Source organism: Saccharomonospora amisosensis (genome assembly GCF_011761185.1).
Lineage (GTDB): Bacteria > Actinomycetota > Actinomycetes > Mycobacteriales > Pseudonocardiaceae > Saccharomonospora_A > Saccharomonospora_A amisosensis.
In genome coordinates, this window is record NZ_JAAOYM010000001.1 from 4,501,412 (window position 1) to 4,519,697 (window position 18,286).

13 protein-coding genes and 3 rRNA genes are annotated in these 18,286 nt (G+C 65.4%); 11 read left to right on the forward strand and 5 right to left on the reverse strand.

From position 1 onward, the window contains the following. The first annotated feature begins 91 nt into the window (after positions 1-91). The 5 genes from FHU38_RS21875 (at position 92) to FHU38_RS21895 (ending at position 5,823) form a co-directional block, all read left to right on the forward strand. A complete protein-coding gene (locus FHU38_RS21875) occupies positions 92-901 on the forward strand; it encodes a purine-nucleoside phosphorylase (RefSeq protein ID WP_167174564.1) in 810 nt (269 codons plus the stop codon). Between the two features lie 501 nt (positions 902-1,402). Continuing rightward, on the forward strand, positions 1,403-3,058 hold the full coding sequence (locus FHU38_RS21880; RefSeq protein ID WP_167174567.1) for a phospho-sugar mutase: 1,656 nt from the start codon (positions 1,403-1,405) through the stop codon (positions 3,056-3,058). A gap of 79 nt (positions 3,059-3,137) precedes the next feature. Then, positions 3,138-3,590 carry a flavodoxin family protein gene (locus FHU38_RS21885; protein WP_167174570.1) on the forward strand — a complete coding sequence of 151 codons (453 nt, stop codon included), beginning with the start codon at positions 3,138-3,140 and terminating at the stop codon, positions 3,588-3,590. Between the two features lie 50 nt (positions 3,591-3,640). Next, a complete protein-coding gene (locus FHU38_RS21890) occupies positions 3,641-4,318 on the forward strand; it encodes an LppX_LprAFG lipoprotein (protein ID WP_167174573.1) in 678 nt (225 codons plus the stop codon). Beyond that, entirely contained in the window at positions 4,315-5,823 is a 1,509-nt protein-coding gene (locus FHU38_RS21895; protein ID WP_167174576.1) for an MFS transporter, read from the forward strand. The genes FHU38_RS21890 and FHU38_RS21895 overlap by 4 nt, the downstream gene beginning before the upstream one ends. Positions 5,824-5,970: 147 nt before the next feature. Here FHU38_RS21895 and rrf read toward each other — a convergent pair. The 4 genes from rrf to FHU38_RS21915 form a co-directional block, all read right to left on the reverse strand. Further along, positions 5,971-6,087, reverse strand: a 5S ribosomal RNA gene (rrf, locus tag FHU38_RS21900). Positions 6,088-6,160: 73 nt separating this feature from the next. Beyond that, positions 6,161-9,303, reverse strand: a 23S ribosomal RNA gene (locus FHU38_RS21905). A 190-nt stretch (positions 9,304-9,493) separates the two neighbouring features. Continuing rightward, a 16S ribosomal RNA gene (locus FHU38_RS21910) occupies positions 9,494-11,026 on the reverse strand. The 16S, 23S and 5S rRNA genes sit together here, the layout of an rRNA operon. Before the next feature lie 317 nt (positions 11,027-11,343). Continuing rightward, the gene (locus tag FHU38_RS21915; protein WP_208415777.1) at positions 11,344-11,613 is read right to left on the reverse strand and encodes a hypothetical protein; all 270 of its coding nucleotides are present in this window, start codon (positions 11,611-11,613) and stop codon (positions 11,344-11,346) included. Between the two features lie 155 nt (positions 11,614-11,768). On the opposite strand from FHU38_RS21915, the gene FHU38_RS21920 reads away from it, so the two are divergent. Further along, positions 11,769-12,359, forward strand: coding sequence for a TetR/AcrR family transcriptional regulator (locus tag FHU38_RS21920; protein ID WP_167174579.1), 591 nt, complete (start codon positions 11,769-11,771; stop codon positions 12,357-12,359). A gap of 5 nt (positions 12,360-12,364) precedes the next feature. On the opposite strand, the gene upp is transcribed toward FHU38_RS21920, so the two are convergent. Beyond that, positions 12,365-12,988 (reverse strand): uracil phosphoribosyltransferase, encoded by a 624-nt coding sequence (gene upp / locus FHU38_RS21925; protein WP_167174582.1) that lies wholly within the window; start codon positions 12,986-12,988, stop codon positions 12,365-12,367. 42 nt (positions 12,989-13,030) lie between these two features. Between upp and FHU38_RS21930 the strand changes: the two genes are divergently transcribed. The 5 genes from FHU38_RS21930 to FHU38_RS21950 are packed head-to-tail and all read left to right on the forward strand — an operon-like array spanning position 13,031 to position 18,251. After that, positions 13,031-13,693 carry a DUF1707 SHOCT-like domain-containing protein gene (locus FHU38_RS21930; protein WP_167174585.1) on the forward strand — a complete coding sequence of 221 codons (663 nt, stop codon included), beginning with the start codon at positions 13,031-13,033 and terminating at the stop codon, positions 13,691-13,693. A gap of 22 nt (positions 13,694-13,715) precedes the next feature. Beyond that, a complete protein-coding gene (locus tag FHU38_RS21935; protein WP_167174588.1) occupies positions 13,716-14,963 on the forward strand; it encodes a serine hydrolase domain-containing protein in 1,248 nt (415 codons plus the stop codon). Between the two features lie 38 nt (positions 14,964-15,001). Further along, positions 15,002-15,955 (forward strand): deoxyribose-phosphate aldolase, encoded by a 954-nt coding sequence (gene deoC, locus FHU38_RS21940; protein ID WP_167174591.1) that lies wholly within the window; start codon positions 15,002-15,004, stop codon positions 15,953-15,955. A 3-nt stretch (positions 15,956-15,958) separates the two neighbouring features. Beyond that, positions 15,959-17,392: an aldehyde dehydrogenase family protein gene (locus tag FHU38_RS21945; RefSeq protein ID WP_167174594.1), complete on the forward strand. Its 1,434-nt coding sequence runs from the start codon at positions 15,959-15,961 to the stop codon at positions 17,390-17,392. Then, positions 17,385-18,251, forward strand: coding sequence for an aldehyde dehydrogenase family protein (locus FHU38_RS21950; RefSeq protein ID WP_167174597.1), 867 nt, complete (start codon positions 17,385-17,387; stop codon positions 18,249-18,251). Before FHU38_RS21945 ends, FHU38_RS21950 begins: the two co-directional genes overlap by 8 nt. The last annotated feature ends 35 nt before the right edge of the window (positions 18,252-18,286 follow it).

An 18,286-nucleotide genomic window follows, 5' to 3' on the forward strand; every position in this document is an offset into this window, starting at 1 on the left:
AGTACGGATACAGTAGCTCTCCATTATGGAGAGTCTGGCTATCCAATAGCGCCGTCAACCGGTGCAGGAGCAGGCTCTAGGCTTCACGATCGTGGACGAGACAAGCGACCAGCGACCCCGTGAACTCGCCGCGGCCGCGGCGCGCGTGCTCGCCGAACGAACCGGCGCGGACACGCACGACATCGCCATCGTGCTCGGCTCCGGCTGGCGCCCGGCCGCTGACCTGATTGGCGAGCCGCAGACCGAGATCGATCTCGCGGAGCTTCCCGGCTTCGAGACACCGACCGCCGTCGGCCACGGCAGCACGACACGCTCGCTGCTCGTCGGCGGACGACGTGTCCTTGTCCTGCTGGGGCGCACTCACCTCTACGAGGGGAGGGGCGTGGCCCGCGTGGTGCACGGTGTGCGGACGGCGGCCGCGGCGGGTGTGCGCACCGTGCTGCTGACCAACGCGGCCGGCGGGTTACGCGACGGGTTCCAGGTCGGTCAGCCGGTCCTCATCTGTGACCACCTGAACATGACGGCCACCTCGCCGATCACCGGAGCGAACTTCGTCGATCTCGTGGAGCTGTACTCGGGCAGGCTGCGGCAGGTGGCAAGGGAGATCGACTCGTCGCTGGTCGAAGGTGTGTACGCGGGGCTGCCGGGACCGCACTTCGAGACTCCAGCCGAGATCCGCATGCTGCGCACGCTCGGCGCCGACCTGGTTGGAATGTCAACGGTCCTCGAGGCAATCGCCGCACGTGCCGAGGGAGTCGAGGTATTCGGGCTGTCGCTGGTCACCAATCTCGCCGCGGGCATCACGGGTGAACCGCTCAGCCACCAGGAGATCATCGAGGCGGGCAGGGCAGCCGCGGAACGGATGGGTGGCCTGCTCCGCGAACTCGTCCTGCACGCCTGACTACGTCACTTGCTCGTGGTGCCGTTGCCGGTAGCGATCGGAGCGTCTGTGATCTCACGGCTCGTCATCGGTTTTCCCTTCCCAAGCAACAGCGGCTTTCGCGTCTGACACGCGGAACCATTTGGCGGTGCGCGGAATCGCGCACTTCCAAATTTGGCGCAGAATTGGCAAGTGGACAATAGCCCGATCGTGTGCTAGCAGGTTTTCAGTCGTTGACTCTCAGCGACTTGTCGCCGCCCTGCTAAATGCGTTGTTCACGGTGGTCACACGATTACGAACACTGTCACTCGAACGAGTGGAAATATGTCGTGTCACCACCGCATGACGGAATTTCGGACAATGAACCCGTAAGAACACTCAGGCGAAGTGATCGGGCAAAGCTCGCTGCAAAATGTGATCCGCAACTTTCAGCTCCACCGCTCGCGACGCCTCACAACCGGCGGGCCGGTGACCGCCGGGGTCGACCCCAGCCTTGCGGTGCGCCCTTGGCAGCATTGCGAGATGGAGCAGAACCCGCCCAGACTCACCTCCGCCGAGCGGGACAGGGCACTTCGGTGGATCGCCGACGACGTGACACCTCACGACCGCACTGAGCTTCAGGAAGTGCTCGCAGCGGCGATGAACGCCCAACCCGACGCCGTAGCGGAGTTGCGGGAGCGCATGGCGGGGGAACTCGCGTTCGGCACCGCGGGACTGCGCGGACCCGTACGCGCAGGGCCCAACGGAATGAACACGGCTGTGGTCGTGCGGGCCACGGCCGGTGTCGCGTCCTGGCTTCGGGGCGAAGGCAGGGCGGGCCGCACCGTGATCGTCGGCAGGGACGCCAGGCACGGCTCGGCGGACTTCGCCACCGCCGCGGCAGAGGTGCTCACGGCGGCTGGATTCGATGTCCGGCTGCTGCCCGCAGCACTGCCGACTCCACTGCTTGCCTTCGCCGTTCGCAGGCTCGGCGCGGCGGCGGGCATCCAGATCACCGCGTCACACAACCCTCCCGCCGACAACGGCTACAAGGTCTACGACCACACGGGCGCGCTGATCGTGCCTCCCGCCGACCGGCGGATCGAGTCCGCGATCGAAGCGGCTCCGGCGGCGATCTCAGTGCCGAGGTCACCCGGCGCCGAGGTGCTTGGTGACGACGTACTACAGGCCTACCTCGATCGCGTGGCGAGGCTGCCGCGTGGATCGGCCCGCGAGTTGCGAGTCGTCGCCACCGCATTGCACGGGGTCGGCGCCGACACACTGCGACTCGCACTGCGGCGAGCCGGGTTCACCGACGTCGGCTTCGTACCCGAACAGGAAGAACCCGACCCGGACTTCCCGACCGTGGCGTTTCCCAACCCGGAGGAACCGCAAGCGGGCGACCTGCTCCTCGACCTCGCCCAGCGCACCGGGGCGGATCTTGCGATCGCGTTGGACCCCGACGCGGATCGCTGTGCGCTGGGTGTCGCGGGGCGCGACGGCCGCTGGCGCCTGCTGCGTGGCGACGAGACCGGTGTACTGCTCGGCGAGCACGTGCTGTCCGGGCTGAACACGCCGGACCCGCTGGTGGCCACGACGATCGTGTCGTCTTCGATGCTGGCGTCGATCGCGAAGGCACACGGTGCCCGCTACGAGGAGACACTGACCGGATTCAAATGGCTGGCAAGGGCGGGCGCCGGGCTGGTCTATGCGTACGAGGAAGCCCTCGGAGTGTGCGTCGACCCCGAAACCGTGCGGGACAAGGACGGCATCGCGGCCGCGGTGGTCGCCTGCGACCTGACAGCGCAAGCCAGGGCCGCGAACCGGTCCCTGCTCGACCTGCTCGACGATCTGGCGCTACGGCACGGACTCCACCTCACCGACCAGGTTTCACTGCGCATCGCCGACCTGGCCGAACGCGGGCGGGTGATGGCGAGGCTGCGCGAACACCCACCCACCGAACTGCTGGGGACGGCCGTGGTGGCACAAGACCTGCTACCGCGAGCCGACGTACTGCGGTTACGCGGCGAAGACCTGCGGGTTGTGGTGCGTCCCTCAGGCACGGAGCCGAAGCTGAAGGCCTACCTTGAGGTCACGGCGCCGGTTCCCGCACCAGCCGAGCTGCACCGTGCTCGCGACCTGGCCGAACGGCGGCTGGCCGGGCTGCGTTCCGCCGTGCGCGACCTGCTGGCCGGCTGACCGGCCAACCCACGCGCCAGGTCCGCCCCTGTCGTCGGTCGGTTGCGACCAGGCCTGCGCACAGGCACGCTGATCGACTGTGCCCACGTTGCTGATCGTTCACCACACCCCGTCGCCGCACCTGCAGGCCATGTTGGAGGCCGTGGTTTCCGGCGCGACAGATCCGGAAATCACCGGTGTCGACGTCGTCCGCGAGCCCGCGCTGTCGGCCACCGCTTCCGACGTGCTCGAAGCCGACGCCTACCTGCTCGGCACCCCGGCCAACCTGGGCTACATGTCGGGGGCACTGAAGCACTTCTTCGACACCGTGTACTACCCGTGTCTGGAGGCGACCCGCAAGCGACCGTTCGGCTACTACGTGCACGGCAACCAGGGCGTCGAAGGAGCGCAGAAGGCGGTCGAGACCGTCACCACCGGGCTGGGCTGGGAACAGGCCGCTCCGCCCGTCGTGATCGTGGGTGAGCCGGACAAGGCCGCGCTCTCCAACTGCTGGGAACTCGGCGCCGCTGTCGCCGCCAACCTCATGGCCTGAATTCCAGGAGCCATGACACAAGCCCCGTGCGGGGGCATACGATTCTGCGCATGCCTTTGCGCCGAACCCTGCTGGCGATGCTCGCGCTCGTGGCCGCCGCCACCACGGCCTGCACCGGGGACGCACCCGACGCGCAGTTGCCCGAGGGAGCAGCACTCGTCAGGGACGCCTCCACCGCCACTCGTGACATCACGAGCACGCATTTCACCATCGAGGTCAACGGCACCATTCCCGGACTGGCCGTACGTGGCCTCGACGGTGACCTCACCAGGGAAGGCGAGGCCAAGGGTTCCGGCACCATCGAGCAATCCGGTCAGCTGGTCGAGATCGAGTTCGTGCTGAAGGGCAACACCCTGTACCTGAAGGGACCCACGGGTGGCTACCAGCAGATCCCGGTGGCGCTCAGCTCCTCGGTGTACGACCCGTCCGCGGTGCTCGACCCAGAACGGGGCGTGTCGAAGCTGCTTTCCAGCCTGCGCGATCCGGTCACCGAAGCCACCGAGGAAATCGGCGGCGTGCAGACGTACAAGGTGACCGGAACACTTCCGAAGGACGTGCTGGCCGGGCTGCTGCCGGGAATCGACTCCGACGCCGAGGTGAGTTTCTGGTTGCGCAAGGATGAGCGGCACCTACCCGTCAAGGCGACCGCGGCGTTTCCTAACGACGCGACCGTCGATGTCACGCTGTCCGATGTGGACAAACCAGTCACGGTGAGTCCGCCGGCGTGACAACGGTCCTCACGCGGCGCGGGAGCAGGTCCGTCGCGCTCGGCGCGGGCGCGCTGGCGGTGCTGCTCGGGGCACTTGACACCTACGTGGTGGTCGGCCTGCTGCGGCAGATCATCGAAGACCTGCGGATACCGGTGAACCGCCTCGAGCGGGTCACCCCGATCGTAACCGGTTACCTGCTCGGCTACGTCGCCGCGATGCCGCTGCTTGGGCAGGCGTCCGACCGGTTCGGCCGCAAGATTCTGCTGCAGGCCTGCCTCGGCGGGTTCCTCGTGGGATCTGTCGTCACGGCTACCGCGCCGAGCGTTCCGATGCTGGTGACGGGTCGTGTGGTGCTCGGTGTCGCGGGCGGGGCTCTGCTGCCGGTCACGATGGCGCTCGCCGCGGACCTGTGGTCGCAACGCAATCGCGCCACCGTACTGGGGGCGGTCGGCGCGGCGCAGGAACTCGGCAGCGTGCTCGGACCGGTTTACGGGATCGCACTCGCGGCGGTCGCGGGCTGGCGGGGCGTGTTCTGGGTGAATGTGCCGCTGGCACTGGTGGCGATGGTCGCCATCCACCTCTCTGTGCCCGGCGGCAGGCCCGTGGAGCGCACCAGAGTGGATGTGGTCGGTGGCGGGCTGCTGGCGGTCGCGCTCGGCGCGCTGGTCGTGGGCCTTTACAACCCCAACCCCCGCGAACAGGTGCTGCCGAGCTGGGGTGTGCCCGCGCTGGCCTGTGCGGGCGTCGCCCTGGTGGCGTTCCTGCTGTGGGAGCGCGGGGCGCGCACCCGGCTCATCGACACCGCGGGGGTGCGGATGAGACCGTTCCTCGCCGCGCTGGCGGCGAGTCTCGCCGCGGGCGCCGCGCTTATGGTGACTCTCGTCGACGTCGATCTGTTCGCCCAGACCCTCCTCGGATATGACGACGAGGGCGGGGTGCTGCTCCTGCTGCGATTCCTTGTGGCACTTCCGGTCGGTGCGCTCCTGGGTGGCTGGCCCGCCTCGAAGGTCGGCGAACGTGCGGTCGCCGTGGTGGGCATGCTGATCGCCGCGGCCGGGTTCGCGCTGATGTCCGGCTGGACCGCCGACGTGCTGGCAGCCAGGCATATGCTTGGCCCATTGTCCCTGCCGAGGCTGGACACCGACCTCGCGATCGTCGGTATCGGGCTCGGACTTGTCATCGCCCCGCTTTCGGCGGCAGCGCTGCGTGTGGTCCCCGGTGAGCGACACGGGGTGGCTTCCGCTGGGGTGGTGGTCGCCAGGATGACCGGCATGCTCGTCGGCATCGCGGCACTGTCGGCTTGGGGTCTGCACCGTTTCCACAGCATGACCGCGAACCTCGACGTGCCGATCCGCGTGCTGTTCCCCTCCGAGAAGGCCTATCGCACGTCAATGGACGCCTACGTCGACGCGGTACGTCAAGCGCTGCTGGCCCAGTACACCGAGATCTTTCTGATCACGTCGTTCGTGTGCCTCGCGGGTGCGGCACTCGCTGTGTTCATCGCCCCGCGGTCCGCCCACTGAGACCACCCTGACAAGGGACCACCTTGACAAGGCTTTGTGGTCGGGTGTCCGGAACACTTCATGGGGCGCTGTGGAAATACCGAACAGCGGGCCAGGAATGCCAAAGGGCCCGCCGGATTTTCTCCGGCGGGCCCTTTGGTTGTTGGTGTTCGGCGGTGTCCTACTCTCCCACACCCGTGGGGGTGCAGTACCATCGGCGCTGGCAGGCTTAGCTTCCGGGTTCGGGATGGGTCCGGGCGTGTCCCTGTCGCTGTGGCCACCGAAACGGTGGTGAAACAACCACGGTGTGGTGTGGTGTTTCAGAGTTGCAGAGTGGGTGCGGGTGCATGGGGGTTTTGTGGTGAAGTCCTCGGCCGATTAGTACCAGTCCACTCCAGAGCGCATTGCTGTGCTTCCATGTCTGGCCTATCTACCCAGTGGTCTGCTGGGGGCCTTACCCCACGGGGGGTGGGAGACCTCATCTTGGAACGGGTTTCCCGCTTAGATGCCTTCAGCGGTTATCCCTTCCGAACGTAGCTAACCAGCCGTGCCCCTGGTGGGACAACTGGCATACCAGAGGTTCGTCCGTCCCGGTCCTCTCGTACTAGGGACAGCCTTCCGCAAGTCTCCTACGCGCGCGGCGGATAGGGACCGAACTGTCTCACGACGTTCTAAACCCAGCTCGCGTGCCGCTTTAATGGGCGAACAGCCCAACCCTTGGGACCTACTCCGGCCCCAGGATGCGACGAGCCGACATCGAGGTGCCAAACCATGCCGTCGATATGGACTCTTGGGCAAGATCAGCCTGTTATCCCCGGGGTACCTTTTATCCGTTGAGCGACACCCCTTCCACCAGGAGGTGCCGGATCACTAGTCCCTGCTTTCGCACCTGCTCGACCCGTCAGTCTCACAGTCAAGCTCCCTTGTGCACTTACACTCAACACCTGATTGCCAACCAGGCTGAGGGAACCTTTGGGCGCCTCCGTTACCTTTTGGGAGGCAACCGCCCCAGTTAAACTACCCACCAGGCACTGTCCCCCACCCCGATCAGGGGCGCGGGTTGAGGTTCCCCATCCGGCCAGAGTGGTATTTCAACAATGACTCCACCCGCACTGGCGTGCGGGTTTCCCAGTCTCCCACCTATCCTACACAAGCCGAACCGAAAACCAATACCAAGCTGTAGTAAAGGTCCCGGGGTCTTTCCGTCCTGCCGCGCGAAACGAGCATCTTTACTCGTAGTGCAATTTCGCCGGGCCTGTGGTTGAGACAGCCGGAAAGTCGTTACGCCATTCGTGCAGGTCGGAACTTACCCGACAAGGAATTTCGCTACCTTAGGATGGTTATAGTTACCACCGCCGTTTACTGGCGCTTAAATTCTCAGCTTCACCCCCCGAAAGGGGCTAACCGGTCCTCTTAACGTTCCAGCACCGGGCAGGCGTCAGTCCATATACATCGACTTACGTCTTCGCATGGACCTGTGTTTTTAGTAAACAGTCGCTTTCCGCTGGTCTCTGCGGCCGACCCACCCTAGCCCGCGCGGGGCTTCAGGTGTTTCGGCCCCCCTTCTCCCGAAGTTACGGGGGCAATTTGCCGAGTTCCTTAACCACAGTTCACCCGATCGCCTTGGTATTCTCTACCTGACCACCTGTGTCGGTTTGGGGTACGGGCCACGCGCACACTCGCTAGAGGCTTTTCTCGGCAGCAGAGGATCACCCTACTTCGCCACAACGGCTATGCATCACGCCTCACCCTCGTCATCGAAGACAGCCCGACGGATTTACCTGCCGGGCGGGCCACACGCTTACACCAGTATCACCACTGACTGGCGGGGCTACCTTCCTGCGTCACCCCATCGCTTGGCTACTACAAGCTCAGGTCCCACGCACACCCACACCCATCTCCGAAGAAACAAGCGCGGGGCGGGTGGTTAGTCTCACCTGCCTCGCCAGGGACGCGCACACGCGGGTACGGGAATATCAACCCGTTGTCCATCGACTACGCCTGTCGGCCTCGCCTTAGGTCCCGACTTACCCTGGGCGGAACAACCTGGCCCAGGAACCCTTGGTCATCCGGCGGCAGAGATTCTCACTCTGCATTCGCTACTCATGCCTGCATTCTCACTCCCACACCCTCCACCACTCGTTTCCACGATGGCTTCCCTGGATGCAGGACGCTCCCCTACCCACCCACACGACTACACCAACAACCCCGCAGGGACAATCGGCGGATCTCATGTGCAGGTGACACGGCTTCGGCGGTGTGCTTAAGCCCCGCTACATTATCGGCGCAAAACCACTTGACCAGTGAGCTATTACGCACTCTTTCAAGGATGGCTGCTTCTAAGCCAACCTCCTGGTTGTCTCAGCGACTCCACATCCTTTCCCACTGAGCACACACTTAGGGGCCTTAGCCGGTGTTCTGGGCTGTTTCCCTCTCGACGACGAAGCTTATCCCCCGCCGTCTCACTGCCACGCTCTCACACACCCGTATTCGGAGTTTGGTTGACTTCGGTAAGCCGGTAAGCCCCCTAGGCCATCCAGTAGCTCTACCCCAGGCGTGAAACACGTGACGCTGCACCTAAATGCATTTCGGGGAGAACCAGCTATCACGGAGTTTGATTGGCCTTTCACCCCTACCCACAGCTCATCCCCCAGGTTTTCAACCCTGGTGGGTTCGGGCCTCCACACCGTCTTACCGGCGCTTCACCCTGGCCATGGGTAGATCACTCCGCTTCGGGTCTAGACCACGCGACTCCACACGCCCTCTTCGGACTCGCTTTCGCTCCGGCTACCCCACCCGGGTTAACCTCGCCACGCAGCACTAACTCGCAGGCTCATTCTTCAAAAGGCACGCCATCACCACCACACAAGGCAGCAGCTCTGACGGCTTGCAGGCACACGGTTTCAGGTACTCTTTCACTCCCCTCCCGGGGTACTTTTCATCTTTCCCTCACGGTACTCGTCCGCTATCGGTCACCAGGAAGTATTTAGGCTTACCGGGTGGTCCCGGCAGATTCACAGCAAATTCCACGAGCTCGCTGCTACTCGGGGAAACACCACCACAACACCGCCATGCAGTTTTCGCGTACGGGACTCTCACCCACTCCGGTCAACCATCCCAGGCTGTTCCACTAACCACACACGGCATCACCAGAAGTGTCAGCTCCTGAACAGTGGCACCCCACAACCCCGCACACACAACACCTGACAGCTTGACATGCGCACGGTTTAGCCTCCTCCGCTTTCGCTCGCCACTACTCACGGAATCACACTTGTTTTCTCTTCCTACGGGTACTGAGATGTTTCACTTCCCCGCGTTCCCTCCACACACCCTATACATTCAGGTGCGGGTGACACCCCATCACGGGTGCCGGGTTACCCCATTCGGACACCCTCGGATCACAGCTCGGTTGACAGCTCCCCGAGGCTTATCGCAGCCTCCCACGTCCTTCATCGGCCCCTGATGCCCAGACATCCACCATGTGCCCTACACAACTTGACCACAAAGATGCTCGCACCCACTCTGCAATTCTCAAACACCACACCGAAACAACACCACGTGTTGCCTCAAAACCCAACAGCGCACCAACAGACCCCGCACCACCACCCCACAACAGGGCAGAACACAGCACAGGACGCGTTTGTGGCGGTCCACCAAAACCACGAACAACCGTGGAACAGTTGCTCCTTAGAAAGGAGGTGATCCAGCCGCACCTTCCGGTACGGCTACCTTGTTACGACTTCGTCCCAATCGCCAGTCCCACCTTCGACCACTCCCCCCCACCAACGTGGGTTAGGCCATGGGCTTCGGGTGTTACCGACTTTCGTGACGTGACGGGCGGTGTGTACAAGGCCCGGGAACGTATTCACCGCAGCACTGCTGATCTGCGATTACTAGCGACTCCGACTTCACGCAGTCGAGTTGCAGACTACGATCCGAACTGAGACCGGCTTTAAGGGATTCGCTCCACCTCACGGTATCGCCACCCTCTGTACCAGCCATTGTAGCATGTGTGAAGCCCTGGACATAAGGGGCATGATGACTTGACGTCATCCCCACCTTCCTCCGAGTTGACCCCGGCAGTCTCCCACGAGTCCCCGGCATAACCCGCTGGCAACATAGGACAAGGGTTGCGCTCGTTGCGGGACTTAACCCAACATCTCACGACACGAGCTGACGACAGCCATGCACCACCTGTACACCAACCACAAGGGAACACCCATCTCTGGATGCGTCTGATGCATGTCAAGCCCAGGTAAGGTTCTTCGCGTTGCATCGAATTAATCCACATGCTCCGCCGCTTGTGCGGGCCCCCGTCAATTCCTTTGAGTTTTAGCCTTGCGGCCGTACTCCCCAGGCGGGGCGCTTAATGCGTTAGCTACGGCACGGGACACGTGAACAGCACCCCACACCTAGCGCCCAACGTTTACAGCGTGGACTACCAGGGTATCTAATCCTGTTCGCTCCCCACGCTTTCGCTCCTCAGCGTCAGTATCGGCCCAGAGACCCGCCTTCGCCACCGGTGTTCCTCCTGATATCTGCGCATTCCACCGCTACACCAGGAATTCCAGTCTCCCCTACCGAACTCAAGTGATGCCCGTATCCACCGCACGCCCACGGTTAAGCCGTAGGTTTTCACGGCAGACGTGACACACCGCCTACGAGCTCTTTACGCCCAATAATTCCGGACAACGCTCGCACCCTACGTATTACCGCGGCTGCTGGCACGTAGTTAGCCGGTGCTTCTTCTCCCAGTACCGTCAAGCCGAAACCCTTCGTCCTGGGCGAAAGAGGTTTACAACCCGAAGGCCGTCATCCCTCACGCGGCGTCGCTGCATCAGGCTTGCGCCCATTGTGCAATATTCCCCACTGCTGCCTCCCGTAGGAGTCTGGGCCGTGTCTCAGTCCCAGTGTGGCCGGTCACCCTCTCAGGCCGGCTACCCGTCACCGCCTTGGTAGGCCATCACCCCACCAACAAGCTGATAGGCCGCGGGCTCATCCCATACCACCCAAAGGCTTTCCACACACCACCATGCGACGATGTGTCCTATCCGGTATTAGACCCCGTTTCCAAGGCTTATCCCGAAGTACAGGGCAGATTACCCACGTGTTACTCACCCGTTCGCCACTCATCCACCCAGCAAGCTGAGCTTCAGCGTCCGACTTGCATGTGTTAAGCACGCCGCCAGCGTTCGTCCTGAGCCAGGATCAAACTCTCCAACAAAAACCCTGAACTCAAACTCAAAAAAACCCACAAAAAAGGGGCAAAAAACAAACACCACAAACACAAAATCTGCTAGCACACTGTTGAGTTCTCAAACAACACGATCGCTTCGGTATTTTGCCTCTGAGGCGTCAGCCAACCCCGGACCAAAGTCCGAACTTGAAGTCGAAGGGTTGTGCCCTACCTCAGGGCCGACCAGCAACGTTACCCGGAGCCCTGCGCGGTGTCAACCTCGCCTGTCTCCGGCCGCCCCTGGCGACGAAGAAAAGATTACACACCGCCGATCGACCCCTGAAAAGGGGGGTGCCCTAAGTCGATCATCGCAGGTCAGCAGAGCCGAGGCCATGCCAGCGCCGCGCTCGACCAGAGTCACGCGAACGCCCCGGCGCGGACCTTGACGCGTCCCGCTCGATCCGCTCGCAGTTTTCGATCTGGTCGTCGAGCAGTTCGAGACAGGCCCGCGGCTGCGCCATGCGTTCGGCGAGTGCCCCGCGCTGCTCCACGGGTATGGCCTCACGCCTGCCCGCGCTCGCGACTCCGAGCCTTCGCAGGGCCGCCGCGCACTCAGGCATCCGCCTGATCGACATGCCTTTCCCGCGCAGCTTCGTCAGGAAGCGCAGCCACACCAGATCGGTCTCGGAGTAGACAAGCGGACGCTACGGCCTGGAGCGCGCTCCCAGGCCAACCGTTGACATAGCGGCTTTTCACCAGTTCGTGCACCGCGCCCGGATATGGTGTCGAGGTGCCACGCCCGAGAACCCACGACGACGCGCTGCGGCAGCGGCTGTTGGACCGGGCAGGTGAGCTGCTCGCGGACGAGGGAGCCAAGGCGCTGAGTCTGCGCAGGCTCGCCGGCGCGGTTGGCACGTCCACCACAGCGGTGTATTCGCTGTTCGGCAGCAAGCCCGGCCTGGTCAACGAACTCTACGTAGAGGGCTTCCGCCGGTTCGGGGCTCGACTGCGGGCCGTGCCACCCACCAATGACGTGTTCGAGGACCTGGTGCGCATCGGCCTGGAGTACCGGGCGAGCGCGCTGGCCGACAGCAGGCTGTACCCGATCATGTTCACGAACGCGGTACCTGGCTTCGAACCGGACGCGGCCTGCGGTGAACTCGCGAGGCAAGCACTGCGACCGCTGTGGGAGCGGGTGCGCGCGGGCATTGCGGCGGGGGCGCTCGTGGACGCCGGTGTCGATGTCATCGCCGTCGGCTACTGGGCCTGCGTGCACGGGCTGGTGTCGCTCGAACTCAGCCATATGCTTCCGCGCGGGTTCGACATGTGCACCACCTACCGACTGGCGTTGCGGGCGCACGCGGAAGGCTGGCGACGCTGACGGACTCACACCGCTCCGTACTGCCGATCCCCCGCGTCGCCGAGACCGGGCACGATGAACCCGGAGTCGTTGAGCCGCTCGTCGATGCTGCAGGTGACCACCCGCAGCGGCAGCTCGGCCTCCTCCAACCGCTTGATCCCCTCCGGCGCGGCCAGCGCGCACACGGCCGTCACATCGGTGGCGCCACGCTCCATCAGTAGCCTGATCGTGTATTCCATGGAGCCGCCCGTAGCCAGCATGGGGTCTAGGACGAAAACCGGTGACTGCGCCAGTGACTCCGGCAGCGACTCCATGTACGGCGTCGGCCGCAGCGTGGCCTCGTCCCGCGCCAGCCCCACGAACCCCATCTGCGCCTCCGGGATGAGCTTGTGCGCCTGGTCGGCCATACCCAGCCCAGCCCGCAACACCGGCACGAGCAACGGGGGCTTCGCCAGCCTGCAACCGTCCGTGCGTGCCACGGGCGTGTGGATTCGCTCCGTCACCAACGGCGCTTCCCGCGTGGCCTCGTAGATCAGCATGACGGTCAGCTCGTGCAGGGCGGCGCGGAACGCGGCGCTGTCGGTGCGGGCGTCACGCATGGTTGACAGCCTTGCCCTGGCCAGCGGGTGGTCGACGACGAGCACGTCCATAACAGACACCCTATCCGCCACCGAGGCGATAGGGTGGGCGTCGTGACGGAACAGCCGCAGCGCCCTGATCCCAAACAGCTGAGGGCCTCGGACGCCGACCGCGAACGTGTGGCGCAACTGCTGCACAACGCGATGAGCGAGGGCCGCATCACCATGGCCGAGCTGGAGGAACGGCTCGGCACGGTGTACGCGGCCAAGACACTTGGCGAGTTGGAGCCGGTACTTGTCGACCTGCCAGGCGCCTCGGTGTCGCACACGCAGGTCTCACCTGCAGCCGCTGGCGAGAACCTGCCGGACAGGCGGATCGGCGGCACACCTGGCTCGACGTTCTCGATCGGCGTGCTGTCGGGCGCCACCAGGAAGGGCAACTGGGTGCTGCCCACCCAGCACAACAGCTTCGCGTTCTGGGGCGGCGTGGAGATCGATCTGCGTAACGCGCGGTTCGCCGAGAAGCACTGCACCATCACGGCGGTCGCCATCATGGGCGGCATCGACATCGTCGTTCCCGACGACATCGTCGTCGACGTCACCGGCATCGGGTTCATGGGCGCCTTCGAGACCAAGGACAAGCAGGGCGCGGCGGATTCGGCGCCGGAAGGCGCACCGGTGGTCAAGATCAACGGACTGGCGCTGATGGGCGGAGTCGAGGTCAAGCGCGTCCCGCGCGACCGCAAGCGCCGCGAGGGACAGACCCAACTCGAATAAGAGCCACACTGGGGGTATTCACATGCGGCACGCCGTCCGCTTCGCGGCGACCGTCATCACCTGCGCCGTCATCGCGACGGTCGCGCCAGGCGTCCCCTCGGCTGCCGCGCCGGGACAGGCCGATGTTCGGACTGCCATGGACAAGGCCGTGGAAACGGGCACGCCCGGCGTACTCGCGGCCGTCGTTGACCGCACCGGCCGCTGGAGCGCCGCCAGCGGCGTCGGTGAGTTACACACCGGCCGAGAACCGCGGCAGCGGGGCAGGTTCCGGATAGCCAGCGTGTCGAAGACCTTCACGGCCACGCTCGTGCTCCAACTCGTCGAGGAAGGCAAGATCGGACTCGACGATCCCGTCGCAGGCTACCTTCCCGGGCTGCTGCCGTACCCGGAGCCGATCACGGTGCGCCAGCTACTGCGGCACACCAGCGGCCTGCCGAGGGACCTGCCGCCCGAACTCGGCTGGCAGTCGCTGCCCGAGGTCGACACCGAGCGGTTCGTCAGCCTCACCCCCGAGAAGGTGGTCAGGTCCGCGACCACGGGCACCCCGCTGCGGTTCGAGCCGGGCACTAGTTGGGCCTACTCCAACATCGGCTACACAGTGCTGGCGATGCTGGTCGAGAAGACCACGAGGCAGCCGATCGAAGAGGTGCTCGCCGACCGCATCCTGCGGCCACTTCGGCTTTCCGACACCACGTTGGTCCGCGACCAGCCGCTGCTCACCCGGGCGGCGGGCCACGGGTACGAGCAGCTCTACCAGCCACCCAGGGGGCTCACCGACGTCACCGTCTACAACTACTCCCGCTATTTCGGCTCAGGAAGCATGATCTCCACCGCCCAGGACGTGAACCGCTTCTTCCGAGCACTGCTGCGGGGCAGGTTGCTGAGCGCGGACACGCTCGCCCAGATGAAACGGACCGTGCCCGCGCTGGACGGCAACGGCGAGTACGCCGGGTTCGACTACGGGCTCGGCCTTGCCAGGCTGCCACTGCCACCCTGCGGCGAGGGCGCCTTCGTGTGGGGGCACGACGGCTCGCTTCCCGGTTTCGGCACCTACAGCTTGCACGACGAGTCGGCGAGCACCCAGATCACCACGATGGGTACCCGCAATCTCACCGCGCCGATCGACTCGCTCGTGGCTCGCTTCCAGGTCGCCGCGGCCGCGTTCTGCGAACTCGAAACCACGACGACGTCGCGCACGACACAGCTTGCGACCACGCTGCCCCGGTTGCTCGCGCTCGGACCGGTGAGCAGCCGCCGATCAGCGTTGTGAAGCTGACCGGGCTGACGGCGTGCGGCTACTCTCAGGCCATGGCGACAGCTACCTTGCCCGCCGAGCTCGCCGAAGCAACCCGCGACGAGCAGAGCCTGCGCCGGTTTCTGCACGGGCTGCCCGGCGTGGATCACGTGGGGCTGGAACAACGGGCGGCGAGCCTGGCCACCCGCAGCATCAAGAACACCGCGAAGCTGTGGGCCATCGACGCCGCCATCGCCATGATCGATCTGACCACGCTCGAGGGTGCCGACACCAGGGGCAGGGTGCGTGCCTTGGCCGCCAAGGCGCGGCAACCGGACCCCGGCTATCCGGACACGCCCAGGGTGGCGGCGGTCTGCGTGTACCCGGATCTGGTCGAGACCGCGACGCGAGCGCTACGGGGTAGCGGCATCGAGGTGGCCAGTGTCGCCACGGCGTTTCCGTCCGGGCGCTCCGGCCGGGACGTGAAGCTGGCCGAAGTGTCGCTCGCCGTGTCCTGCGGAGCGACCGAGGTGGACATGGTGATCGATCGGGGTGCCTTCCTCGAGGGCCGCTACGGCGCGGTGTTCGACGAGATAGTCGCCGTGAAGGCGGCGTGCGGCAACGCCCGGCTGAAGGTCATCCTGGAAACCGGCGAGCTGGGCACCTACGACAACGTGCGAAGGGCGAGCTGGCTCGCGCTGCTGGCGGGCGGCGACTTCGTCAAGACCTCCACCGGCAAGATCACCCCCGCCGCGACGCTGCCGGTGACGCACGTGCTGCTACAGGCCGTACGCGACTTTCACGAGGCGACAGGAGAGCAGCGCGGCGTCAAGCCCGCGGGCGGAATCCGCACCACAAAGGAAGCCATCCGTTACCTGGTGGCGGTTCGCGAGGTGGCGGGCGAGGGTTGGCTCGTGCCTGCGCTGTTCCGGTTCGGCGCGTCCAGCCTGCTCAACGACCTGCTACTGCAGCGCCGAACGCGGCTAGAAGGTCACTACAGCAGTCCCGACCACCTCGCACTGGACTGACAGATGAGCCAATGGGAATACGCGCCAGCGCCGGAGTCCGCGGAGATCGCCAACCTGAAGCAACGTTACCGCCCGTTCATCGGCGGTGAGTTCGTCGACGGTTCCGGTGAGCCGATACGGACGGTCAACCCGGCGACCGGTGAGGTGCTCGCGGAGGTCGGCACCGCATCGGAGTCGGATGTGGACAACGCGGTGCGGTCCGCGAGGCGCGCCTACGAGCGCACCTGGCGCAAGCTGCCCGGTGCCGAGCGGGCGAAGTACGTCTTCCGCATCGCAAGGCTGATCCAGGAGCGGGCACGGGAACTGGCCGTGCTTGAGACCCTGGACAACGGCAAGCCGATCAGCCAGTCGCGAGACGCCGATGTTCCGGGCGCGGCGGCGCACTTCTTCTACCACGCGGGTTGGGCCGACAAGCTCGAATACGCGGGACTCGGCCCCGACCCTCGGCCGCTTGGGGTGGCGGGCCAGGTGATCCCCTGGAACTTCCCATTGCTGATGCTCGCCTGGAAGGTCGCGCCGGCACTGGCTACCGGAAACACGGTGGTGCTCAAGCCGGCCGAGACCACACCGCTGAGCGCGCTTGTCTTCGCCGAGATCTGCCTGCAGGCGGAGTTGCCCGACGGTGTGGTCAACATCGTGCCGGGCGGAGATGACGTCGGCGCCGCCGTTGTCGCTCACCCCGACGTCGGCAAGGTGGCTTTCACGGGGTCGACAGAGGTCGGCAAACGAATCCAGCGCTCGCTGGCGGGCACCGGCAAGCGGCTGACCCTCGAACTCGGCGGCAAGGCCGCCAACGTGGTGTTCGACGACGCCCCGCTGGACCAAGCCGTGGAAGGCATCGTCAACGGCATCTTCTACAACCAGGGCCACGTGTGCTGTGCGGGTTCCCGGCTGCTCGTCCAAGAGTCGATCGCGGAGGAGCTGCTCGACCGGCTGCGGGCCCGGATCGAGACGCTGCGGCTGGGCGACCCGCTTGACAAGAACACCGACATCGGGGCGATCAACTCGGCGGAGCAACTGGCGAGGATCAACGAGCTTGTCGCCGCAGGTGAGGCCGAGGGCGCGCGGCGATGGTCGAGCCCCTGCCCGCTGCCCGAGCGGGGGTTCTTCTTCCCGCCGACGGTGTTCTCCGAGGTGGAGCAGTCGATGCGAATCGCAAGGGAGGAGATCTTCGGCCCGGTGCTTTCCGTGCTGACCTTCCGTACCCCGACCGAGGCCGTCGCGAAGGCGAACAACACCCGCTACGGGTTGTCGGCGGGCATCTGGACCGAGAAGGGCTCGCGCATCCTGTGGCTGGCGCAGCGGATGCGCGCGGGTGTGGTGTGGGCCAACACGTTCAACCGGTTCGACCCCGCCGCGCCTTTCGGTGGGTACCGCGAGTCGGGATTCGGTCGCGAGGGTGGCCGGATCGGGCTGGAGGCTTACCTGCATGTCTGATCGAGTGAGCGTGGCCAAGACCTACAAGCTCTACATCGGCGGTGCCTTCCCCCGCTCCGAGTCCGGGCGCACCTACCCCGTCACCGACACGAAGGGACGGTTCCTGGCCAACGCGTCGCATGCCTCGCGCAAGGACCTGCGCGATGCGGTGGCCGCCGCGCGCGCGGCGTTTCCGTCGTGGTCAGGGGCCACCGCCTACAACCGGGGCCAGGTGCTGTACCGGGTGGCCGAGCTGCTAGAGGGTCGGCGCGAGCAGTTCGCGACCGAGGTGGCCGACGCCGAGGGGGTATCGGCGCGCAAGGCGGAGGCCATCGTGGACGCCACCGTGGACAGGTGGGTGTGGTATGCGGGCTGGACGGACAAGGTCGCGGCTGTGCTTGGCGCGGCCAACCCGGTGGCGGGCCCCTACTTCTCGTTCACCGTCCCGGAACCGACCGGGGTGGCCGGGGTGGTGGCGCCGCAGGATTCGTCGCTGCTGGGGCTGGTGAGCGTGCTGGCACCGGTGCTGGCCACCGGATGTACCGCGGTGGTGGTGAGCAGCGCGGAACGTCCGCTGCCTGCGGTCACGCTGTCGGAGGTGCTGGCGACCTCCGACGTGCCTGGCGGCGTGGTCAACGTGCTGACCGGCAAAGCGGGTGAGCTCGGCCCGTGGCTGGCCTCGCACGCGGACGTGGACGCGATCGACCCCACCGGCGCCGGACCGCTGGGCCAGGTCGAGATCGCTCGCGAGGCCGCCGCGACGGTGAAGCGGGTGCTGGCGGTCACCGAGGACGAGCCGGACTGGACGGCACGCCCCGCTCTGACCCGGCTTCGGCACTACCTGGAAGCCAAGACGGTGTGGCACCCGATGGGCCCCTGAACGCGGAACTCGCGGGCAGGAGCGGGGAACTCGCG